Source organism: Veillonella sp. CAG:933 (assembly GCF_000431435.1).
In the GTDB taxonomy this organism is placed as follows: Bacteria; Bacillota; Negativicutes; order Veillonellales; family Veillonellaceae; genus Veillonella_A.
Window position 1 is genome coordinate 11222 of the sequence record NZ_HF986201.1, and the last position, 22962, is coordinate 34183.

Annotated in this window: 20 protein-coding genes (1 of these 20 running past the window's edge); all 20 read right to left on the minus strand. The window is 47.6% G+C overall.

The genetic code is table 11. The features are described 5' to 3' along the window. Position 1: 1 nt before the first annotated feature. Positions 2–3205 (minus strand): carbamoyl-phosphate synthase large subunit, encoded by a 3204-nt coding sequence (gene carB / locus QZL64_RS07010; protein ID WP_021841301.1) that lies wholly within the window; start codon positions 3203–3205, stop codon positions 2–4. A 13-nt stretch (positions 3206–3218) separates the two neighbouring features. Next, positions 3219–4289, minus strand: a complete 1071-nt coding sequence (gene carA / locus QZL64_RS07015; RefSeq protein ID WP_021841302.1) for a glutamine-hydrolyzing carbamoyl-phosphate synthase small subunit — start codon at positions 4287–4289, stop codon at positions 3219–3221. Beyond that, positions 4286–5575 (minus strand): dihydroorotase, encoded by a 1290-nt coding sequence (locus QZL64_RS07020; RefSeq protein ID WP_021841303.1) that lies wholly within the window; start codon positions 5573–5575, stop codon positions 4286–4288. Before QZL64_RS07020 ends, carA begins: the two co-directional genes overlap by 4 nt. Continuing rightward, complete coding sequence (locus tag QZL64_RS07025) at positions 5559–6509, minus strand: aspartate carbamoyltransferase catalytic subunit (RefSeq protein WP_021841304.1); 951 nt, start codon at positions 6507–6509, stop codon at positions 5559–5561. Before QZL64_RS07025 ends, QZL64_RS07020 begins: the two co-directional genes overlap by 17 nt. Positions 6510–6765: 256 nt before the next feature. Continuing rightward, positions 6766–8838, minus strand: coding sequence for a TonB-dependent receptor plug domain-containing protein (locus tag QZL64_RS07030; protein ID WP_021841305.1), 2073 nt, complete (start codon positions 8836–8838; stop codon positions 6766–6768). Positions 8839–9119: 281 nt separating this feature from the next. Then, entirely contained in the window at positions 9120–9635 is a 516-nt protein-coding gene (locus QZL64_RS07035; RefSeq protein ID WP_021841306.1) for a flavodoxin family protein, read from the minus strand. 130 nt (positions 9636–9765) lie between these two features. Beyond that, a complete protein-coding gene (locus QZL64_RS07040) occupies positions 9766–10557 on the minus strand; it encodes an ABC transporter ATP-binding protein (RefSeq protein WP_021841307.1) in 792 nt (263 codons plus the stop codon). After that, positions 10554–11648 carry a FecCD family ABC transporter permease gene (locus QZL64_RS07045; protein WP_021841308.1) on the minus strand — a complete coding sequence of 365 codons (1095 nt, stop codon included), beginning with the start codon at positions 11646–11648 and terminating at the stop codon, positions 10554–10556. The genes QZL64_RS07040 and QZL64_RS07045 overlap by 4 nt, the downstream gene beginning before the upstream one ends. Then, entirely contained in the window at positions 11635–12603 is a 969-nt protein-coding gene (locus tag QZL64_RS07050; RefSeq protein WP_021841309.1) for an ABC transporter substrate-binding protein, read from the minus strand. Before QZL64_RS07050 ends, QZL64_RS07045 begins: the two co-directional genes overlap by 14 nt. Then, positions 12600–14270 carry a heme anaerobic degradation radical SAM methyltransferase ChuW/HutW gene (gene hutW / locus QZL64_RS07055; protein ID WP_021841310.1) on the minus strand — a complete coding sequence of 557 codons (1671 nt, stop codon included), beginning with the start codon at positions 14268–14270 and terminating at the stop codon, positions 12600–12602. Before hutW ends, QZL64_RS07050 begins: the two co-directional genes overlap by 4 nt. Positions 14271–14368: 98 nt before the next feature. Beyond that, the gene (locus QZL64_RS07060) at positions 14369–14770 is read right to left on the minus strand and encodes an ExbD/TolR family protein (RefSeq protein WP_021841311.1); all 402 of its coding nucleotides are present in this window, start codon (positions 14768–14770) and stop codon (positions 14369–14371) included. Between the two features lie 4 nt (positions 14771–14774). Continuing rightward, positions 14775–15389: a MotA/TolQ/ExbB proton channel family protein gene (locus tag QZL64_RS07065; RefSeq protein WP_021841312.1), complete on the minus strand. Its 615-nt coding sequence runs from the start codon at positions 15387–15389 to the stop codon at positions 14775–14777. Positions 15390–15643: 254 nt separating this feature from the next. Beyond that, on the minus strand, positions 15644–16618 hold the full coding sequence (locus QZL64_RS07070) for a helix-turn-helix transcriptional regulator (protein WP_021841313.1): 975 nt from the start codon (positions 16616–16618) through the stop codon (positions 15644–15646). 188 nt (positions 16619–16806) lie between these two features. Continuing rightward, the gene (locus QZL64_RS07075) at positions 16807–17568 is read right to left on the minus strand and encodes an energy transducer TonB (RefSeq protein WP_021841314.1); all 762 of its coding nucleotides are present in this window, start codon (positions 17566–17568) and stop codon (positions 16807–16809) included. 285 nt (positions 17569–17853) lie between these two features. Continuing rightward, complete coding sequence (locus tag QZL64_RS07080; RefSeq protein WP_021841315.1) at positions 17854–19377, minus strand: hypothetical protein; 1524 nt, start codon at positions 19375–19377, stop codon at positions 17854–17856. A gap of 17 nt (positions 19378–19394) precedes the next feature. Continuing rightward, positions 19395–20339 (minus strand): DNA-binding protein WhiA, encoded by a 945-nt coding sequence (gene whiA / locus QZL64_RS07085; RefSeq protein ID WP_021841316.1) that lies wholly within the window; start codon positions 20337–20339, stop codon positions 19395–19397. A 181-nt stretch (positions 20340–20520) separates the two neighbouring features. Continuing rightward, complete coding sequence (locus tag QZL64_RS07090) at positions 20521–21870, minus strand: gluconeogenesis factor YvcK family protein (RefSeq protein ID WP_021841317.1); 1350 nt, start codon at positions 21868–21870, stop codon at positions 20521–20523. 34 nt (positions 21871–21904) lie between these two features. Next, positions 21905–22828 carry an RNase adapter RapZ gene (gene rapZ, locus QZL64_RS07095; RefSeq protein ID WP_021841318.1) on the minus strand — a complete coding sequence of 308 codons (924 nt, stop codon included), beginning with the start codon at positions 22826–22828 and terminating at the stop codon, positions 21905–21907. Between the two features lie 15 nt (positions 22829–22843). Further along, positions 22844–22945 carry an HAD family hydrolase gene (locus QZL64_RS07100; RefSeq protein WP_296309423.1) on the minus strand — a complete coding sequence of 34 codons (102 nt, stop codon included), beginning with the start codon at positions 22943–22945 and terminating at the stop codon, positions 22844–22846. A 2-nt stretch (positions 22946–22947) separates the two neighbouring features. Further along, on the minus strand, positions 22948–22962 hold the final stretch of the coding sequence (locus QZL64_RS07105) for a Cof-type HAD-IIB family hydrolase (RefSeq protein ID WP_021841319.1). Its footprint extends 714 nt past the window's final position; the window shows 15 of its 729 coding nt (coding positions 715–729); the start codon falls outside the window, past its right edge — the gene reads right to left on this strand; its stop codon occupies positions 22948–22950.

Below are 22962 nucleotides of genomic sequence, written 5' to 3' on the forward strand. Positions count from 1 at the left end.
ATCACTCCATCTCAAAATCTTGTAACGCTTCGACTTCAATCTTAATTTCTTCATTAGCTCGACCGGCTACTACACGCAATACTTCGCGTGCCGTATCCAAGGATGTCAAGCAAGGGGTGCCCATTTCAACGGCCAAACGACGAAGCTGGAAGCCTTCGCGTTCAGGGCGTTTGCCGTAAGTCAAGGTGTTCAACATCAAGTCAACTTCACCGCGACGAATCAAATCGGCACAGTTGTTTTGACCTTCGTGAATCTTGTTAACAATGACACATGGAATACCATGTTCTTCGAAATATTTGCCCGTACCGCCGGTTGCCTGAATGTGGTAGCCGAGGTCGATAAAGCCTTTGGCAAGACGTGCTGCTTCTTCTTTATCACGGTCCGCTACGGTCATGAGGATATGGCCTTTTTCAGGAATGCGCATGTTGGCGCCGTGAATGGCTTTGAACAAGGCTTCCGAATAGGTACGACCGATACCCATAACTTCACCGGTGGATTTCATTTCAGGTCCCAAAGCGATTTCTACGAGGCCCATTTTGGAGAACGAGAATACCGGCGCTTTAACAGCTACATAATCTTTAGCCGGTACCAAACCGGTCGGTAAGCCCATGGATTTAATCGTTTCACCGAGAGCAATGCGCGTTGCATATTCAATCATGTTGATGCCCGTAACTTTACTGATGAACGGTACGGTACGGCTGGAACGCGGGTTAACTTCGATAACATTGAGTTCACCGTTAGCTACGATGTACTGAATGTTTACGATACCTTTTACATTCAAACCGCGAGCAATACGCTGGGTGTAATCAACGATTTGGTTCGTAATTTCTTCAGACAAATGCTGAGCCGGATATACCGCAATGGAGTCACCGGAGTGAACGCCGGCCCGTTCAATCTGTTCCATGATGCCCGGGATACATACGTCTTCGCCGTCGGCGATGGCGTCAACTTCCACTTCCATACCCACCATATAGCGGTCGATAAGTACCGGATGATCTTTGGAGGCCACTACCGCTTCTTTCATGTACACGTCAAGTTCTTTGTCGTTGTACACGATTTCCATGGCACGGCCGCCGAGTACATAGGACGGACGCACGATGAGCGGATAGGATAAACGCTGCGCCGCAGCCAACGCTTCTTCATGGCTCGTTACCAAGGCCCCTACAGGACGTGGAATACCGAGTTCGGCAAGGAGCTCGTCAAAGCGTTCACGGTCTTCCGCCATGTCGATGCTGTCCACGGAAGTACCGAGGATTTTAACACCCCGTTCAGCGAGCGGACCTGCCAAGTTAATGGCTGTCTGACCACCGAACTGAGCGATTACACCGATTGGATTTTCTTTGCGGATAACTTCCATAACATCTTCCACGGTAAGTGGCTCGAAATACAAGCTGTCCGATGTATCAAAGTCCGTACTTACTGTTTCCGGATTGTTATTGATGATGATAGACTGTTTGCCGGCTTTGCGAAGAGCCCAAGAGGAATGAACGGAGCAGTAGTCGAACTCTACGCCCTGACCGATACGAATCGGACCGGAGCCGAGTACGATAACGCTGTTTTCACCGCGAGGTACCACTTCGTCTTCCATAGCATAGGCACTGTAGTAGTATGGCGTATGGGCTTCGAATTCGGCCGCACAGGTATCTACATATTTGTAGGTTGGGAATAATTTCATGTCCTGACGTTTAGCCAATACGTCGTCAGCCGTTACATTGGCATAGCGGGCAATCACTTTGTCCGGCATGCTGTAGCGTTTCGCCTGACGAAGGTTGTCTTCCGTAATACCTTCGGAGGCTAATTTCTTTTCTAAGGTTACGATGTTCTTAATCTTATTGATGAAGAACATGTCGATTTTCGTAATAAAGTGGATTTTTTCCACGCTGATGCCCGCACGAAGAGCCTGAGCCACTACGTAAATGCGTTCATCATCTACCAAACGAAGACGTTCGATGAGCTGTTCCGGTGTTTCGTGAGCAATCTTTTTGAGCTCAATATGGTCGAGACCGATTTCCAAAGAACGGATGGCTTTTAAAAGGGAGCCTTCCAGGGTGCGGTCAATGGCCATAACTTCCCCGGTGGCCTTCATCTGAGTCCCCAAGGTACGATCGGCCAAGTTGAATTTTTCAAACGGCCAACGTGGGAATTTCGTTACCACATAGTCAAGGGATGGTTCGAAGCAAGCTTTCGTTTCCCCCGTAACAGCGTTAGTGATGCTGTCCAACGTCATGCCGAGGGCAACTTTGGCGGCCACTTTGGCAATCGGATAGCCCGTTGCTTTCGACGCCAACGCGGACGAACGGGATACACGCGGATTTACTTCGATTACATAGTACTGGTTGCTATACGGATCCAAGGCGTACTGTACGTTACAGCCCCCTTCGATTTCAAGGTAGCGAATGATGTCTACCGATGCGGTACGAAGCATTTGGTACTGAATATCGTTCAACGTCTGGCTTGGTGCCACAACGATGGAGTCCCCCGTGTGAACCCCTACCGGGTCGATATTTTCCATGTTACATACGATAATGCAGTTGTCCGCACTGTCGCGCATAACTTCATATTCCACTTCTTTCCAGCCCGCTACCGAGCGTTCAACGAGAATCTGATGAATCGGGCTGAGTTTGATGCCGCGAAGGGCAATCATGTACATTTCTTCTTCATTGGCCGCAATGCCGCCGCCCGTGCCGCCTAAGGTGTAAGCCGGACGAATAATAATCGGATAACCGATTTTATTGGCAAATTCAACGGCTTTATCTACGTCGCTGAAAATATCACTTTCCGGTACCGGTTGGTTGATGCGTTCCATGGCTTCTTTGAAAAGTTCACGGTCTTCCGCCTGTTTAATAGCCGCCAAAGTTGTACCCAACAATTTTACGCCGTATTTTTCAAGAATACCCGCTTCGGATAATTCCACCGCCATGTTGAGGCCTACCTGGCCGCCCAAAGTAGCGAGCAAGCCGTAAGGACGTTCTTTGCGGATAACTTCCGTTACAAATTCCAAACTGATTGGTTCAATGTATACGCGGTCCGCAATGTCGCGGTCCGTCATGATGGTTGCCGGATTGGAGTTTACCAGCACTACTTCATAGCCTTCTTCGCGAAGGGAGCGGCAAGCCTGGGTACCGGCATAGTCAAATTCTGCTGCCTGGCCGATAATAATCGGGCCCGATCCGATAACGAGTATTTTCTTATTTTCCATTGTCATTGGTCAGCCCTTTCTATTTATATTCTTTCATCATTGCTTTGAATTCGTCGAACAAGTACAGATTGTCAGTCGGTCCCGGCGATGCTTCCGGATGATATTGTACCGACATGATTGGCAAGCTGTTGTGGCGCATACCTTCTACGGTGTTATCGTTTACACTGCGATGGGTAATCGTGATATCAGCGTCTTTTAAGCTGTTTTCATCTACCGCAAAGCCGTGGTTCTGGGAGGTAATGTACACGCGGCCGGTGCGAAGGTCTTTAACCGGATGGTTGGACCCGCGGTGACCGAAACGTAATTTATACGTGGAGCCGCCAAACGCTAAGGACAATACTTGGTGACCCATGCAAATACCGAAAATCGGTTTTTTGCCGAGTAATTTTTTAATTTCTTCAACGGCGTAGCCGAGGTCCGAAGGGTCCCCCGGTCCGTTGGATAAGAAAATGCCGTCCGGATTTACGGCCAATACGTCTTCCGCCTTGGTGTCAGCCGGGAAAATGGACAAGCGGCAACCGCTCGCTTCGAGGGATTTCAAGATATTTTCTTTAACCCCGAAGTCATAAACGGCCACATGGTATTCGGCGTTTTCACTGCCGCGAAAACCTTGCCACTTGGTGGTTACCTGCATAACCTGGTCGGTCGGTAAATCCTGTTTTAACAACGCGTCAATGCGTTCCTGCGGCGTGTCTACCGGGCAGATCACGCCTTTCATAACGCCGTGATTACGAATGTTACGAGTAATGGCACGGGTATCCACATCATAGAGACAAGGTACGCCGTACGCCCGTAAATATTCTTCAAATAAGCCTTCATTTTGCCAATTGCTTGGGAAGGTACAAAGTTCGCCCACAATCATACCGCGGCAATATGGTTTCGGTGCCTGCGCAATGTCGCGGTACACGCCATAGTTACCGATGAGCGGATAGGTCAATGTGATAATTTGATCGGCGTACGAAGGGTCGGTCAAAATTTCCTGGTAACCGGTCATACCGGTGTTAAATACAACTTCGCCGAGGATTGGTCTAGCCCCTAAGAGCTTACCTTCGTATACGGAGCCATCTTGTAATACTAATTTGCCTTTCACTGAGTCACAACTCCCTCTTTCATCACAATATTACCATCTACAACCGTCAATTTGGCTTTGCCCGTTAAGGTCATGCCGTCAAACGGACTCGTCTTACCTTTAGTATAGAATAAATTGCGGTCTACCGTCCACTCTTCGTCGGTGCTGAAAACGGTGATATCGGCGGTTTTGCCCACTTCTAAAACGCCCGCATCAACGCCCATGATTTCGGCCGGACGAACACTCATGAGATTTACGATTTCATCCAAAGTCAAAATGCCGGTTTTATACGTATGTGTCAAAACGGCTGCCAAGGATGTTTCAAGGCCGCTGAAGCCGTTCGGTGCACAGCAGAATTCCACGTCTTTTTCTTCTTCCGCATGCGGCGCATGGTCGGTAATAATGGCATCGATGGTGCCGTCTTTAACGCCTTCCAAAAGGGCCTGACGATGTTCTTCGGAACGAATCGGCGGTGCCATTTTGAAAGCCGGATTATATTCACGCAAGTATTCATCGGTGAAGGATAAATGCTGAGCCGTTACTTCACAAGTTACCTTAATGCCCTTCGCTTTAGCCGCACGGATTTGGTCTACCGTATCTTTACTGCTTACGTGAGCGATATGGATATGACCGCCGGTCATCTGAGCGAGGAGCAAGTCGCGAGCTACGGCCATGTCTTCCGCTACGGCCGGACGACCTTTAACGCCCATTTCATAGGCTACGAAACCTTCGTGCATATGACCTTCATGGGTGAGACTCACTTCTTCGGCATGGTCGATAACCGGTTTGTTGAACATGCTGGAGTATTCCAAAGCGCGGCGCATGAAAGCGGCGCTTTCCACATAGTGACCGTCATCGGAGAAGCCCACCACACCGGCTTCCGCCATGTCGCCCATTTCGGCAAGTTCTTTGCCTTCAAGGTTTTTACTTACGGCACCGATGAATTCCACTTTTACAAGGCCTGTTAATTCAGCCTGTTTTTGCAAACCGCGCACCAACGCCGCATTGTCTACGACCGGTTTGGTGTTAGCCATGGTGGCGATGCGGGTAAAACCGCCGGCAGCCGCTGCCTGAGTACCGCTGTGGAAGTCTTCTTTCGCTTCCTGACCAGGTTCACGCAAATGGGTATGCATATCGATGAGGCCCGGTGTTACGACAAGGCCCGTTGCATCATATACTTCGGCGCCGTCAGCGCTTAAATTCTGACCAATTTCGGCAATCTTGCCGTCTTTCACCAAAATATCGGCTACTTCATGTTGTTGTTTTTTCGGATTTACAATGGTTCCACCCTTAATCAGCAAGTTCACTGCCGTCACCTCCTACAATCGTCAAGTATAATACAGCCATACGTACCGCTACGCCGTTGCGTACCTGTTCCTGAATGGCCGATTCATCGCTGTAAGCCACATCGTGAGCAATTTCAAGACCACGATTCATAGGACCCGGATGCATAACCATCACATCGTCTTTGGTCAAGGCCAACACATTTTTATTGATACCGAAGATGCGTGCATATTCACGATTCGTCGGATATAAAGCAGAGTTAATACGTTCTAACTGAATGCGTAATACGTTGATTACGTCGGCGTCTTTCACCGCTTCACGCACATCGTGGTGAATGGTTACGCCCATTTTGGCAAGTTCCGGATACAGTAACGTACGCGGACCAACCAAGTGAACGTCGGCACCCATTTTGGTAAAACCGTAAATATCGCTGCGCGCTACACGGCTGTGCATGATATCGCCGGCAATAACGATTTTTTTACCTTCCAAAGTGCCTTTGCGTTCGATAATGGAGTACATATCGAGTAAAGCCTGGGTCGGATGTTCATGTGCTCCGTCACCGGCGTTGATGATAATCGGATCAACCACTTTAGTGGCGTATAACGGAGACCCTTCCGCACTGTGACGCATTACGATGGCATCGGTACCCATGTATGATACGGTAAGCAAAGTATCGCGGAAACTTTCACCTTTAGCCATGGAGCTGCCGCTCTTCGTGATGTTAATAACGTCGGCGCCCAAATATTTCCCGGCTAATTCGAAGGAACTGCGCGTGCGCGTACTGTTTTCCATGAATAAGTTGATGATGGATTTGCCTTTTAACAAAGGATACTTCTTATCATCCGATAAGACGATTTTCTTCATTTTCTTGGCTACGCGTAATATAAGTTCAATTTCTTCCTTTGTAGCATGCTGTAAACCCAGCAAATGCTTGCCTTTCAAACTTACTTCTCCCATTGTCAGCCTCCTTAACTGAGATTCCCGGTTATAACAAAAAAAGACCCTTTGCCTGTGGCAAAAGGTCTATAGCAGACTTAGTGATACACCTATAGCAATATACAGGTGCCTACCATATCCTTTACTAGCCTCACAGGACTAACTTAAAAGGTAAATTGTCGTGAAACGAACAGTCTCTCGTACCGTCCTTCTGTTTCTTCTTTTTATATTTTACCTGTCTCAAGTTAGCCTGTCAAGGTTAGTATTATGAAGTTAATTAGAACTTAATTTCCGCCCCTACGCGCCATACGCGGCCGTACATGTTGAGGTCTTCCACATCTTTATCAAGGATGTTATTTACTGCTACAAAGGCCGAGAAGTTTTCATTAAAGTTACGCGTTACCGCTGCGTTCAATGTATTGAAGGAATAGAGATCGTAACTGGTGCTGCTGCGACCGCTCGCATTGTACGCATAGTCATGAGTGAAGCTATTCCAAAGGACTGCATTGTAGCCGGTCTTCTTGTGATCATCGTATACGAGTTGTACCGTCGTAATCGATTTGGCACGATTCAACAAACGAGTATCGGTAGTTTTATCTTTCGCATCGATGTAGTTGTAGGTGCCTTTTAAGGTCAAACGGTCGCTCAATTTATGGCCCACCGTTAATTCTACACCGTTAATCTGCGCTTTATTTACGTTTACATATTGCGCATGGTACACGCCGGTAGCCGCATCACGCCACTGATTGTAGTTTATTAAGTTGGATACCTTATTGTTGTAGTACGTAATTTTGCCGAAGGAATTACCCCGTTCGCCTTCCAAGGAGAAGTCGAAGTTCGTGGATTTTTCCGGTTGCAAGTCCGGGTTCCCCACTACGTTTACCATGATTGGGCCCGGACTGTGCCACATATCCATGTAGAGTTCGGACACGGTCGGCGCTTTATAACCTTTACCGTAGTTAGCTTTGAAACGGAGATTGTCCTTAATACTGTAATTTAAGCCGATATGCGGCGACACATTGGAGCCGAAGGAGCTGTTGTGCTCATAGCGAACCGATGGCTGGAGCATGAGTTTATCCGTTACCTGCCAAGTATCTTCTACAAAGCCGGAGTAGGAGTTAACCGTATGGGCTTCCTGCGTTTTCACACCGTTCGAATCGGATTGGCCGCCCAAACGGGTGCCCGCATAGTACACCTTGCGATATTCACCGCCGAAGGTCAATGTATGTTGGTCGTTGAGGAACATGGTGTTCTGTGCATCCGTTACCCATGTGTAGTATTTCGCACGGTCATAGTCGGAGCTCGGATACATACGCTCCATCATGGTCTGTGCCACTTTGCTGAAACGGCCCAAGAAGGAGAAGTCCACATTATTGCTCATGTCATAATCTTTTTTCAACTGATTATAGTACGTGCGCACTTGGTATTCGTTTTTGGCAGTCGCCCCGGTATAGGTAGCACTCACACCGTAGCCCGTATTGTTGTAATGCTCCACCTTGTCTTTTTGCTGATCATAGGTCATGCCACGGCTGATGCCCTGTACATCGGCGAGCTCGGTGCGAAGTTTTTCTTTAAAATAATTCGCATCCAAACGAAGTTTATTCTTGTTGGCGTTTTCAAAATCATAGGTAGCGCTGATGTCAAAATTCTGGCGATTGCCGAACATGTAGCGATTATAGCCTTCACTGCCCATTTTAGTGGCAGACGCTTCCGTTACGGTCAAAATATTCTGCGGGCGAACTTTGGTAAATTGAGCGCCGGTGGTCAAATTCCAACGCCCCTGTTTGCCGGAATCATAGCGATAGTAATTGTTCTGCTGTCTGGTACCCGTATTAACACCGACTGTTACGCCTTCTTTGTCCGGAATCTTCGTAATGATGTTAATAACACCACCCATAGCATCGGAACCGTACAGGGAGCTCGTAGCACCGCGTACAATTTCCACCCGTTCCACCGTGTCAAGACTCATACGACCGAGCGTATACACGTTCGCCGTGCTGTCCGTATCTTCACCGGCAATACGCTTACCGTCTACCAAAATAAGGGTATGTTTCGTATCCATGCCGCGGAGCATGACCTGATTGCCCGTCATAGCCGATTCGGCAAGGCTCACATTGTCAGCCAACTGCAAGGCCGATACTAAGTCGGTAGCGCCCATGCGTTTCATATCTTCCGCCGTAACTACTTCTACCGCCTGCGGCGCCGCTTTAATAGTTTCTGCTGTTTTAGACGCGGTAACCACAATCGTATCTGTTTCTAAATCAGCGGCCTGCACACCATATACCGGTGCCAACAACACTGCTAAGGTCATAGCACGCAACACAAGTTCTTTGAATTTTACTCTTTTCATCTCTAAACACCTCTACACAACACAAAATAAAAACACAAATCAACACATTTCACAATTGCACATTACAAATCCCTAATTATATATAGAACTTACCGGTATATTTTTTAAAAATCTATGTATAAAAAATGACATAATAAAAGGACCTGTCTGCACCATAATGACTATAGCGGCAAAGCCCCGGTCGCCACGGAAGCTTCGGGGTCTTTAATCCGTCTATCACATATGTGTTTAGCTAGGTCCTTACCTATTATGTCAATTTATTACACTCAATATGTATTGTATTAGCCTAATTTGGCCAAAACGTCTTTAGCAAATGCGGCTGCATTGGCCAAGTCATTAGCATCCGGATGAGATGCCGCCTGTTTATGGCGTTCTTCACGTTCCGGATTGCGTCCGTGCGGATGACCGTCCGGGAAGATTTTAAACATCATTTCGATGACTTTCGGATCTACTTTGCCTTGGCACATGAAAGTCCCGATTGGCTCCTGACCTTTTGGCAAAAGACCGGTAGCGGCTACCATGGTTTCTTTCGCATGGGGCATCATCGGCGGTACACCTAACGTAGCAAAGAGAGCTACTTTTTCATTATCGATGCGTTTTAAAACAGCCTGCGCCGCTTTATCTGCATTGCCTTGGTCGGCCCAGAAGCCCATGAAAACCAAGTCGTATTGGCTCAAATCAGCCGGTGCTTCGTTTACCGGCACACAAGGCGTACCTTCCGGTAACACACCTACGATTGCTTCCGCTACTTGTTTCGTGTTCCCTGTACGGGACGAGTAAATAACAATGCTGTTCATCTATATCTCCTTTCAACGTTTCCGTTTTGAAAAATCTAAAGCTACGCTTTTGCTTTCATAGTAAATACCGTCTATCTCTGTAAGCGGTAAATGCCGATGCACTCAATAAAGCGACAACGACTCTAATACACTACCGACTTTCATAAGGCACGCATATATTGTGCGTTACGCCATTAATACTAAGTTCGGTAAATACCATCTGCACTTCGTACAAATCACTGAGAACCGGTTCTGTGAAAATCTCAGCCACCGGACCGTCCGCCACGATGTTGCCTTTTTTGACGGCAATCAAGCGGTCACTGAAATGAGCCGCATGATTCAAATCGTGAAGGACCATGATAACCGTAATCCCCCGCGTACGATGAAGTTTCACGACCAATTTCATGAGCTCCAATTGGTAGCGCACATCGAGGAAGGTAGTCGGTTCATCCAAGAGCAGAATGTCCGGCTCCTGTGCTACGGCCATGGCGAGCCAAGCACGTTGCCGTTCACCGCCGGATAAATCTTTTAAGGGACGATGTTGCAATTCCACGAGGCCCGTTTCTTCCAATGCCGTTTGCACCGCCGCCACGTCTTCCGTAGTGAGCGAACTGAAGGGATTCTGATACGGCAAGCGACCGCACATGACCAAATCCCGCACCGTCATATCCGCCGGTGCCTGCGCCGATTGCGGCAACATGGAAATAATACGGGCCACCGCTTTCGAATTCATGCTGTGAATATCTTTACCGTCAAGGTATACGGTACCGCCCAAGGGCTGCAACAAACGGCCCAAAGTTTTTAATACCGTCGACTTACCGGAGCCGTTCGGTCCGATAATGGACACGATTTCCGGTTTGTCAAAAACGAGCGAAACGTTTTCACCCACAGCCCGCGTATCGTAACCGATACGGCCGTTTTTCATAACTAATGTTCTTGTCATGCGCGGCTCCTCCGTTTCAATAAGTATAAGAAGAACGGTGCACCCAAGAAGGATAAGAAAATACCTACGGGAATTTCAGCGGGGCTGAAAATCGTGCGGGCAAATGTATCGGCACCAACCAATAGGCCGGCCCCGAATACAGCCGATGCGGGCAATAAGTACTCAAAGTCCGAACCCACAACCAAGCGCATCAAATGCGGTACAATTAAGCCTACAAAACCGAGTAAGCCTGCCACACTTACGGAAGCGGCCGCTAAAATCGCCGCCAAAAGTACTAAAATGATACGCGTTTTTTTCAAATTAATGCCCAGTGACAGGGCCACTTCTTCGCCCATTTGCAACGCATTGAGTTTACGGTAGTTCCAAAGGGCCCCTACCAAACCGATAATGCTGTATGGCAAAACAATCCACACATAGGTCCAACGGGCACCGGCAAAGCCGCCGGCCAACCAGTTAACTACGCCCTGAATTCGATCAGGGAACATAACGGATAACGCCGTCGTACCGCCCCCGAAAAAGGCCGCCACGGCCACACCGGCTAAGATAAGTCGCAAGGGATTAATACCGCGGTCCCAAGCCAGGATGAATACAACCGCTAAGGCCACCAAAGCACCTACAAAAGCGGCTAACGGCACCCACGCCGTCAAGGCCGGCGCCAAAATCATAACCGCCATGGCCGCCACACCGGCACCGGCCGTTACGCCGATAATCCCGGGGTCCGCCAACGGATTATGCAATACACCTTGCAAAATACAGCCGGCTAAGGCTAAATTCATGCCTACCAAGGCGGCTGCAATCACGCGGGGCAAGCGCAAATAATATAGGATACGCTCTGTATCCGCCGTTCCCTGCCCCTGCATTACAGCTAACAGTTCCTGCCAAGTAATAGGCACGGCGCCATACATAAAGCCGGTAATAACCACAAATACTAAGAATAGGCCGGCTATAAGATATGTCAGGCGGCGTTTACGTTGCCGCGAATCATGGTACTTTTGAGTTTGTTTCGAAGTCACCGCCGTTTGCCCGTTTATGGCTCGTTCTTGAGCTTTTATTGGTGTTGATGTGCCGGCCGGCGCGTTACGGTTCGTCATGTGCCGCCTCCTTTCCGTATAAATCATCATACATAATGGTGAGCGCCTCACTGATGCGCGTGCCCGGGTTTGCCGCAAACAAGCCACCGGACAAGTAATAAATCCGCTGTGTTTTAACAGCACTTACATCAGCCCAGGCCGAGCTCTCAAGCATCTCACGTTTAAATACATTAACGCTGTCCGATTTAGGCGACATACTGATAAAAAAGATAACTTCCGGATCGGTTTTCACCACATACTCCATGCTGAGCGGCACATAATCGCCGTCAAGGCCGGTCGCCATATCGGCTATATTATGCCCGCCCAAGAGTTCTAATAAATTACCGCTGAAGGCTTTACTTGTGGCCATGCTGAAACTGCCGGGGGCGCCGAAAATAATAAGGCTGCGCGGTCCCTTTTGTTTTTTAGCATCATCAACAAGTTTATTATAATTCGCCATTGCTTTGTCAGCCGTTGCTTTCGCAACATCCGGCTGATTGGTGAGTTCACCGAAAAATGTCAGCGTCGTCACCACATCGTCATAGGTGTCTAAATCATTAATGTATAACGGAATATCCGCCTGGGCGAGAATATCCCGTAAATTCGTGTTAAACGGTACATTTATACCGATAACAAGGTCCGGATGAAGCCCGATAATGGCCTCCACGCTGGGGCTGTGAAGAGTGCCCACGGCGGGCACATCCTTCGTCTTTTCCCTTATTTCTTTAGAAATATACGACGAAGTAGGCTTACCGACTACAGTGCCGCCAACGGCATAATACATGTCTAAATTGGCGGAGTTCAAAATAACGACGCGCTTCGGATGTTGCGGAATCACTACTTCGGTGCCGGTTGCATCCGTCACCGTGCGCATCGGTATCTTGGTGTTATCCTCATGAGTCAGGGAAATCCAACTTGTCAACGCTACAACGCACAAGACTACGATGGTCACCGGAATCAATACGTATCGTTTCAACCGGACACCTCATTTCCTTTGGCGCCACGCACCACATGGATGCCCGGCGGTTGTTCCTTAATCATACTGCCCATGTGACCCTTTATCATCCCTTCCGGTTCGGTCATAGCATGTGCCGATTTCTTAGCAATGCCGGTCGGATGACCCGGATTTCCCTGTGATACACCGGTCGGATGACCTTTAGGGATTCCCCCCGGATGACCTTTTGGCATGCCACCGGGATGGCCTTTTGGTACGCCACCGGGGTGGCCGGCCGGTTTACCCGGTGCATTTTGGGCCGCAATGCGTTCGTGGGACATACTCGATTCGCCAGTCAGTAAATACTGCGCCAACTCAATCGTTGTTTGTGTCAAATTCACATGCCAGAATTCACCGGCCAAAGTTAATTTATACATAATGCCGTTATGTTCAACGAGCCCTCGTTCACGCCACAAATCATAGAGCCAGGTAAGCTCGGCCAAACGTTCATCGTAAGCCACTAACGGCTTCAAGTCAAAATAACAATGCTCCAGTTGATCAACGATGATATTGGCCACTTCCTGTAATGGTGATTGCTTCATAAGCACCATGAACGGTTTTTGACCCGCTTCAACCATGTGCTCATAAGCGCCCAACGAACGATGAAGCATCGTCATGTAGCCACCCACATTACCGCCGGCGCCACAGCCGAACGGAAACATGGGATAACCGCGTTTAGCCATGGTGTTATATAAGCTGCGTTCACGGGACGAACGGCTCCAATGAGCGGCACTGAGGCGACGATAATTATACGAATCAACAAATGCACGCGCTTGGGCAAACATGGCCGCCTGTTCACGAGTTGTCGCCGCCGGCGATACTTTGCCGTTCTTGATAGCCGTATTCAAATCACTGTTTTCAAACACATTGAGCTGATACAAATCCATCCCGTCGATTGGTGCCGCTTCCAACAGCTCCAAATCTTCCTGCCATTTTTCAGGCGTCTGATCCGGCAAACCGTAGATTAAGTCGACCACCAAGGCACATTGATTGTACTCTTTTAATTGACGCAGTCGCTCTAAGATGGTCTCTTGATCATCAAGGCGTCCCAATTGACGACGAATCTTCGTGTGAAAAGACTGTACGCCCAGCGACATGCGATTCACACCGTTGGCAAACCAGGCCTCCATTTTCTCCGGCACCACATCATTAATGCGCCCTTCCAAGGTTAATTCGTAATCATTGGCCAGTGGCAAGCATTTTTTAATGGCCTGCAACAAACGAGCCGCATTGGTTGCCGATAACGACGTCGGTGTGCCCCCGCCGATAAATACGGTCTGAATTAAGCCGTCTTTTAAGCGACGCTGCGTGGCATCACTTTCTAAATCCTGAATCAATAAATCTATATAACGGTCCTCAGCAGACTGATTGGCCGCGTTTTGAAAAAATCCGCAGTACAGGCACTTCGTCTGGCAAAACGGAATGTGAATATACGCCGATTGCAATTGTCCTTTAACCGGCTCCGTTGCCATGACCTTTTGCCATGTTTGTTGCGCTTCTTCAGGGCTTAAAGGACGACCGTTGAGACCGGCATGAACGACGCGCTTCGCATCAAAGGCCTCCATCAACGGATTATCCGTAGCCCGCCCCAATTGCATCAATCGCTCTTCGGGGGACATCTTCGCAAATAACTCTTCCGGTTTCATCATATACAAATCCTTTCCATAACTTTAAGAGGCTATGCCTTCACAGCTCTGCTTGCCCGCTTATGCCGACTCCAATACGTTTTTCACCGTATGAATTCTACTTATTTATTGGTGGCACCGATGGAGAATTTTTTAATCCCCGCACTGCGCACCAGGTCCATAATAGCTACCACTTGACCGTGAGCCGAATGAGCATCGGCCTGAAGCACTACGGCCACCGCCGGATTGGCTTCCTGCTTAGTCACCAGTACCTCTTTAGCATCGGTCAAACTGAGCGGCTTCCCGTCGATTACGATATGACCCGCCGTATCCAAGGTAATAATAACCGGCACATGCTTTTGTTGCACCGCCGCCTGAGCTACCGGGAGTTGCACATCGAGCGACTTTTGCGCTACCGTTTGCAAGCTGTTCATCATAAAAAATACGAGTAAAAAGAAAATAATATCAATCATGGGAATAATCATGAACATGGGCTTTTGTTTCAATCCAAATTGCTTGAACATAGTATCACCATTCCTTTTTCATGGCATTCACCATGGTTAAACACAATTCTTCGGAACGAATCACAAACTGATCCAAGCGATGGCTGAAATAGGTATAAATGGCAAAGGCGATAATAGCTACGCAAAGGCCTGTGGCCGTTGCAATCAAGGCTTCCCCGATACCACCCGTAATCGCCGCCGCACCGCCGCCGTTATCGAGGACACCAAAAGTACCGATCATGCCCGTAACCGTCCCCAACAGGCCCAATAACGGAGCCACCGTAACGATAGCACTTAAATAATCCAAATACCGTTTGAAAGACGACGTTTCAAACGTCATTTGCTCCATAAAGGCATTTTTCATACTTTGCTCTGATTCTCGATTACTGCAACCGGCATGCACTACGCGACTGATAGACAACGGATACTGCTGACAAAGCTCATCGATTTCACGCCAATTGCCGGCTTTGGCACTGTGATACACGCCATGTGAAAAACCGCGACCGCCTTTCGTATTCAATCTGAAAAAATACCAGCGCTCTATCCCGATAGCCACGGTTATTAGCGATAATGCCAACAAAGGGTACATAACCAAACCACCGGTGACAAATAAATTAACGATATAGTTTATACCTTCCATTATAATGGCCTCCTTAAGCCCTAGCAAGCGAATTCAGCTGACTATACCAATTCGCTATACATTAAATGATAACAAATCTTAATTTCAGCAAACTACCCCAAAACGCCCAAACCAATCCGTTTAGACATTTAATCAACTTATTTATATGACTAATTTAGTAAATATTCGAAATAAATTTAACTCATTAAGTAAAGCAATTTAAAATCGCAAGTCAATTAATTCTCCGATGAATCAATATATTTATTACACTTACCTTAATTGAGCATTTTATTTTTTACCCGATATTCACGGGGATTACAGCCCATAATTTGCTTAAAAGCAGAAGAAAATTTGCTGCCGTTTTCATAACCCCAACGATTGGCTATCTCCAAAATTGCGTCATTGGTATTCACCAAATCTTTAGCGGCAAAGTTCATACGACAACGCTTCACATATTGGTAAATCGTAATGCCGTACACCGCTTTAAAACAACGTTTTAAAGCGGTCATAGAAATACGATGACGATTCGCCAAGGCTTCAATGGTGTGATGATTACCGAGGTCGTTATAAATTTCATCATGAATCCGCTTAATCGTTTCCACTTGAGCACGCTCGAAATAGATATGCTCATCTCCCGACTCACACGTCAATGTGCCAAGCAATACAAAAATCTCCACACATTTCACGCGCAAATACACTTCCGGCAGTACATCCGGCACATTATAGAGATCCATAAAAAGCTCTTTTAAGCGGCCCGTATCCTTCACCAGCCCCACACCGTTAGCCGTGCAGAAACGATTGCACACTTCTTCAAGGTCAATGCTGTTTTTGCCCACAAAGGCATCCACCGCCGCCTGAGCCTTCGGCACATATACGGCGAGCGACAAACCTTTGTAAAAACCGGTCGGAAAATACGAACTATGGCGAAAGGTACTGCACGTTTTCCAGCCCAACGAAATATCGCCGCCATTCATGTACAGGCATTTGCCGTTTTCAAAAGAGCATTCAATGCGCCCGTCTTGGCAAAAATGAATCTCAAACAAACCGGACATGGGCTTGGCATTATGGGTAATTCGCTCCATCACGACATCGTTGTAGACGATGTCAATACCGTCAAATACGGGCTGACTAATCATGCGGGCATACCCGTTTTCATCCTTGCGCTCATATACTTTACGATTGTGCAGAATCTCGAGCAAACGTGTGCCGGAATCCTGCATTTTATCCCTAATCGATTCTACTAACTGCATATTTCCTCCAAAATGCAAAAAAAGACCTTTCTGTCAGTACAAACTGTATACCTGCTTTGAGGCTATACAAAATCTGTACTTACAGAAAGGTCTTTACTCTAAATATCAATGAATTGCTTTGGTATTCTCCATCTAAACTAAATGGATCCTTAATTCTATACTTGAGAATTAATCTTAAATAAATTATGTTAGTTTGTCAAGCGAAAACTAATCGGCACATTCACCGTGACACTTTCACCGGTCGGGTTGTTATATGGCGTGGCATTATACACAGCCTTCAACGCCGCATCGGCAAGCAACGAATTAGTTGAAGATATTACATCTGCCGCTACCAAATTACCCCCGCTGTCCAAAGTGACCTGTACCGTCACATCGCCTTCAATATTACGCCTTACAGCCATGGGCGGATACGATTTATTGGCATTGACGGCACTCCAAAAACCATCCATATCAAAGGGCTCACCGGGAGCTACGCCTTCTTCTGTGCCGTTCCCGACACCGGCACCTTCACCATTACCAAGGCCTTCGCCAACGGGACCACCCGCTTCATTCGCCCCTTGACCGATACCGTCAAATGATGTAGCAGTACCTTCGTGAGCTCCCGGTATATCCAATGTACCGCTGCCGGGCGCTACTATCGAGGCCGGTGCCACCGCTTGCGGTGTTTCTGACGGTGTCCCGCCGCCATAACCGCCGGCTGCCGGATTCGTAGTTTGACTCACCGCGGCTACACGCTGACTCACATCCTCTACGGCTAAGGGTTTGGGAAACTCTACTTGTTTCACTATAGTCTCTTCCTGCGCCACAGGAATCGATAAATCAATTTCATACGCCTCGGCTGCCGCCATTTGGCTCATGTGATAGCCGATAACGCCTAAAGCGACAGCAGCTATTATATGAAAACCAAGCGAGCCGATGACGGCTTTACGCCATACAAATACCTGTTCCATAATTACCACCTTATACGATAAATCCTAAGTCTAATCCTATCTAAATCAAAATTTAGATCATTTTTTACCTTTAGGAATTATGAGAATATTACTCAATAAGTTAATAATAACAGGGACATGTTCTGAGTTCTGCTCCAAAAAGACATTTAATTTCAATTTACAGGTAAGCTTGCGGTATAAAGCAAAAAGTGAGAGCAAAATACATCGCTCTCACTTGAATAAATTTATTCTACTTTGCAACTAGTACAAAGCCACTATTCAGCGCAATCTTAACTTTGCCTGTAATTATGCCTGTGGCACCAATAAGAACTGAATCGGCAAATTCGACGCCCCGGCCGGAATAAATTGAATCGTCAATAATTTACCCGCTTTATACGTATTAAAATACTGGCTGTCTTCCGTCGTATTATTACCTAAAAATAAGCGCGCCCCCGTCGGTACATTATAAATTTCCGATTGGCCGTCATACGTTACCTTAAAGGAACCGGCATAAGCCCCGCCCAAAGGGTTAATATAAAGGGCAAAATCTCGATTGCCCATAGTGGGAATCGTCACTTCATAGCTCACACCGTAATTACCGCGATTCGTTACGGCCGTTCCGCTTACCGCCGTAGCGGTGCTTATATCACCTGTAGCACCGGCAACACCGGCAGCACTTCCGGTACCTGAAGCATTGGAAGGTGCATTTGGTGTCAATTCATCAACGCCTTCCACGAAGGGATCTTCACGGTCATTGGCCACCATAACGGACACAGGTCCCAAGGAACTGTCAAACGGTTGCATCAAGGTCAAACGACGCTGAGCGCCCACATAGGTACCACGCAAAGCCACTTCATCCATAGGCAAAGTTTCCGCCATCAAAGAACCGCCCAAAGCCGGCGTTTCAAATGGCAACATCATAACTTTTACGTACACCGGACCGGTAGACGTAAAGTCAAAAATCCCGGAGAACAAGTCATCCTGCGGAATCGGGATTTTATCGAGTTTTGAAAAGAACGCTTGTTTGCCACCCGGCGCCAACGTCACCGTATCAAGCACGGTGGGCTTTAATTTAGCCTCAGCCTGAGCCTGCTGACGAACTTCTGTACGCCAAGCCTTTACCGCCTGTTCACGCTGTTTGCCCACTACGTCATCGCCTACTTTGACAGCCTCATCGTCACCTCTTTGGCCGGCTACGGCCATCTTCTCAATCGCGCCACTTGTATTGGCCGTGACGACATTAGCTGTCGCTGTATTTGCTACGGCTGTACCGACCGTTGATTTATCGGTCGTGGCGGTATCGGCAATTTGTTCAATCGTATCCTTCTTTGCGGTTACTGTCGGCACCGGTACACCGGCTGCCTTTGCCGAACGTTCCCGTTGAGCGGCCGGTTGCCATTGACGATTCGTGCCCACGTATGGAGCATCCAAATCTTCCCGTGACAATTCACTGCCCACTACAAAATATTCACGATTCGGTTCTGCAAAGATCTCACGGTGAACCGTCACTTCCACATTCTTTTTTGATGTATTTTCCAGTACAATAGCGATTTTTTGTGGTTCTTTCATTTCATTAACATGGTAGAAATACACACGACCCGTGCCGTTAACCGTACCGGCCGCCAATACACCGCTTTTATTTACATATTCAGGACTGTCAGAAAAAATCAATGTGTCTTTTTCTTCCGTCAAAACTACGGGCAATGGCGTAAAGCTTGTAGTTTTGAAGTCCACCGTTTCCGGCGGTGCCCCGATTACAAAGCCTACGCCGCGTGTCCATAACGCTACTAAGATGGCTAACCATCTATATTTATTGCGTAATAATTTCACTGAATTATTCCTCTTTCCTACATAAATTCTTCAAGCCCCATAGGCTCATAAGACAGTGCTAATTGTTCCAATTTACGGAAGCGATGGCCTACGCCGGATTTAGAAATATGGCCGCCCAAAAGATCAACCAATTCCCCTAAACTGGCGTCCGGATTATCCAAGCGCACCATCGCCACCTCCAATAACTTCGGCGGCAAATCGCTAAGCTCTTGGTGTCGCTCGATGATACGAATGCTCTCGAGCTGACGCACGGCGGCATTTACCGTTTTTTGCAAATTAGCCGTTTCACAATTAACCTGCCGATTAATCTGATTGCGCACCGTTTTGACAACACGCACCGTTTCAAATTCCATAAGGGCTGACTGAGCCCCCATGATTTGTAGACAATCTGTTACAGCATCGCCTTCTTTAATATACACCACATAGGAATCTTTACGCTCCGTTACCCGCGCCACGATATGAAAGAGTCGCAGTACGCGCACAATTTCATCGGCAAAATGCTGATTACTCGTCATAAACTCCAAATGGTAATCACTTTCCGGTTTATTGACGGAACCGCCCCCTAAAAAAGCACCGCGCAAAAAGGCACGCCGTCCTTCCATGGTTGTCAGCCACTCCGCCGGTAACGCCGTATCCATGGGCCATAACGCCATATCTTCCAAAGCCTCACGGCCTTCAACGGTTGGCTCTACGGTTAAGGTATACACATTCTTTTTGCGTAAATTTAAACCGCGGCGAATGAGGACTGACGTATGCAACGCATAATGAGCGCGTAGAATAGACAATACACGCCGAGCTACCGCATTATTCGCCGTCGCCAAACGAATGCCTACACGGCCCTGACTGCCCAATAACAATGAACCACCCATGCGTAACAAACAAGAGGCTTCTACTTTGGCAGACAAACTGTCTTCATTCTTATACTGACACAGTTCGTTTTTTACATCTTCTGCAAACGACATAGGTGCCTCCCTTCTCTTCTCTCAAAACTGCCGGTAAGACAGCAGCAGGCTTACGCCTTATTTAATACAAAATCTAACTAAAATCGCAGTAACCGCATCAACCGCATCAGCCGCACCAATTACATCAATATTTTCAAGAGTTAGTATCAATCACACAAATGTCTTTAAGAGTTATCGGTGATTAACGGTCTTCGCGTTTTAAATAATATTCCAAAATATGCGGCTCTAAACCGGACTGCATGGCGTAAATAACATCCATTACAATCTTACCGAGACGTTCCGGATCATGAACAGCCGTTTCCGGATGCTGAATAAGACCGGCACGCACCGTACGCACCCCAAGGCCTGCCAATTTATCCGTATCCACCTTCACCGGTTCGGCGCCTACTGCTTTATACTTCTCGATAACTGCTTCGTCAAACGGCACATCATTGACAATAGCCGTATCGACAATGCCTTGACCGGCCAAGCGTTGCAAGGCGGCCACATGAGCGGCCGCTGTATAACCGTCCGTCTCACCCGGCTGAGTCATAACATTACAAATATAAATTTTTGGTGCCTTGGAAGCCTTAATATGCTCTGCAATTTTATCAATCAAAAGGTTTGGCATAATACTTGTGTACAAGCTGCCCGGTCCCAAAATAATAGCATCCGCTTCATCGATAGCTTGCAAAGCTGCACCCTGCGGTTGCGGTAAAGCAGGTTCTGTGAAAACACGTTTAATACGTTTTTGCACAGTCGGAATCTGACTTTCACCGGCTACAATGGAACCGTCTTCCATTTCCGCCATGAGCACAATATTCTGCGTGGACGCCGGAATAACACGGCCGCGCACCTTCAAAATCTTACTGGATGCGTCAAGCGCCTTATCCACATCTTCATCAAGAATCTGCGTCAACGCAGTTAAGAATAAGTTGCCGAAACTATGACCCGCCAAATCGCCTTCACCGCCGAAACGATAACGGAACAGCTGTTCCATGAGGCCTTCTTTTTCCGCCAAGGCCACTAAGCAGTTACGCAAATCGCCCGGTGCAATCATCTGGAAGTCTTCACGCAAACGACCGGACGAACCGCCGTCATCGGCTACCGTTACGATGGCCGTCAAATTGGATGTGTGCGTTTTCAAACCGCGCAACAAGGTAGATAAACCGGTACCGCCGCCGATAACAACGACTTTCGGTCCTTTCGCCATGCGGATATTTTGGAAAATATAGTCCCCCACCTTATCCGTATCGGCCGGAATGATGGCTCGCACCACCGCGCTACCTACCTGCTTGGTCCCGATAGTCATGAGCACGATGCCTACTAAAATGGTGATAAAGCCGCCGGTCGCCAACGTAGTATAGTTATAGGAACCGGTCGTTTCATATAAAAACTGTAAAAATAAATCTTCAAAATATGACAGCCATTGATAATTAAGCATCAAGGCCACACCGATGATTACGAGCAGCATACCAAGACCAAACACAACCAGCCATCGTTTTAATTTAAGGCCTGGCGTGAGCCACCGGAATCCTGACATATGTATCATTTGAATTCTCCTATCTAGCGATAACCCTGCCGAATTATTTGATTTCGGCCGCCGTTACCTCGCGAGGATTGCAATCCTCTTCAACATTATTTTTAAACATATCCCGATGCTCAATTGTTGCCCGATAGCCTAATGTCTGTACATGATTATACAACGCTTCCGCCATAGCTACACTGCGATGCATACCACCGGTGCAACCTACGGCCACTACGAACTGACTCTTGCCTTCTTTTTCATAATTAGGCAATAAGAAGTCCATAGTTGAAAACATGGTACTCAAAAATTGTTCCGTCACCTCGAAGGAATTAATGTATTCATTAACCTGCGGTACACGGCCCGTTTTATGACGAAATTCCGGATTATAGTACGGATTTGGTAAAAAACGAACGTCCCATACCATATCCGCATCAAGAGGAATGCCGTATTTAAAGCCGAAACTTACGACTGACACGGCAATGCCCTGTTTCTTTTCTTCCAATTGTGAAAACTTCTGACGCAAGTACGCCTTCAACTGGCTCGTTTTCATGTTCGTCGTATCGATAATATAATCGACAAACGGACGGATGGAGTCAAGAATCTTGCGCTCTTTTTTAAGACCTACCGTAATGCGGCCGTCCGGAGCCAACGGATGACTGCGACGACTTTCTTTGTAACGTCGAATCAGCGTTTCGTCGGTAGCATCCATGAACACGATTTCATAAGGAACCTGCATTTCTTTGAGTGATGCCAACGCGTCGGACAAGCTTTCAAAAAACTGGCCGCCGCGAATATCCACCACCAGCGCCACTTGATTAATACGGTCGCTTGCTTGGCGGCACAAGTTACTAAACTTCGGAATTAAAACGGGCGGCAAATTATCTACACAAAAGAACCCCATATCTTCCAGGGCTTGCATTACCTGTGTTTTGCCTGCACCGGACATACCTGTCACAATGAGTAATCTGAATGTACCTTCCACAATAGGTCTCCCTTCCTATAAAATATGCTCCTCGAGCCAGTGCGCTACCCCGTCATCTTCATTAGACGGACATATTTCGTGAGCCACCGCTTTTACATTATCATCCGCATTCGCCACGGCTACCGCCGTGCCGG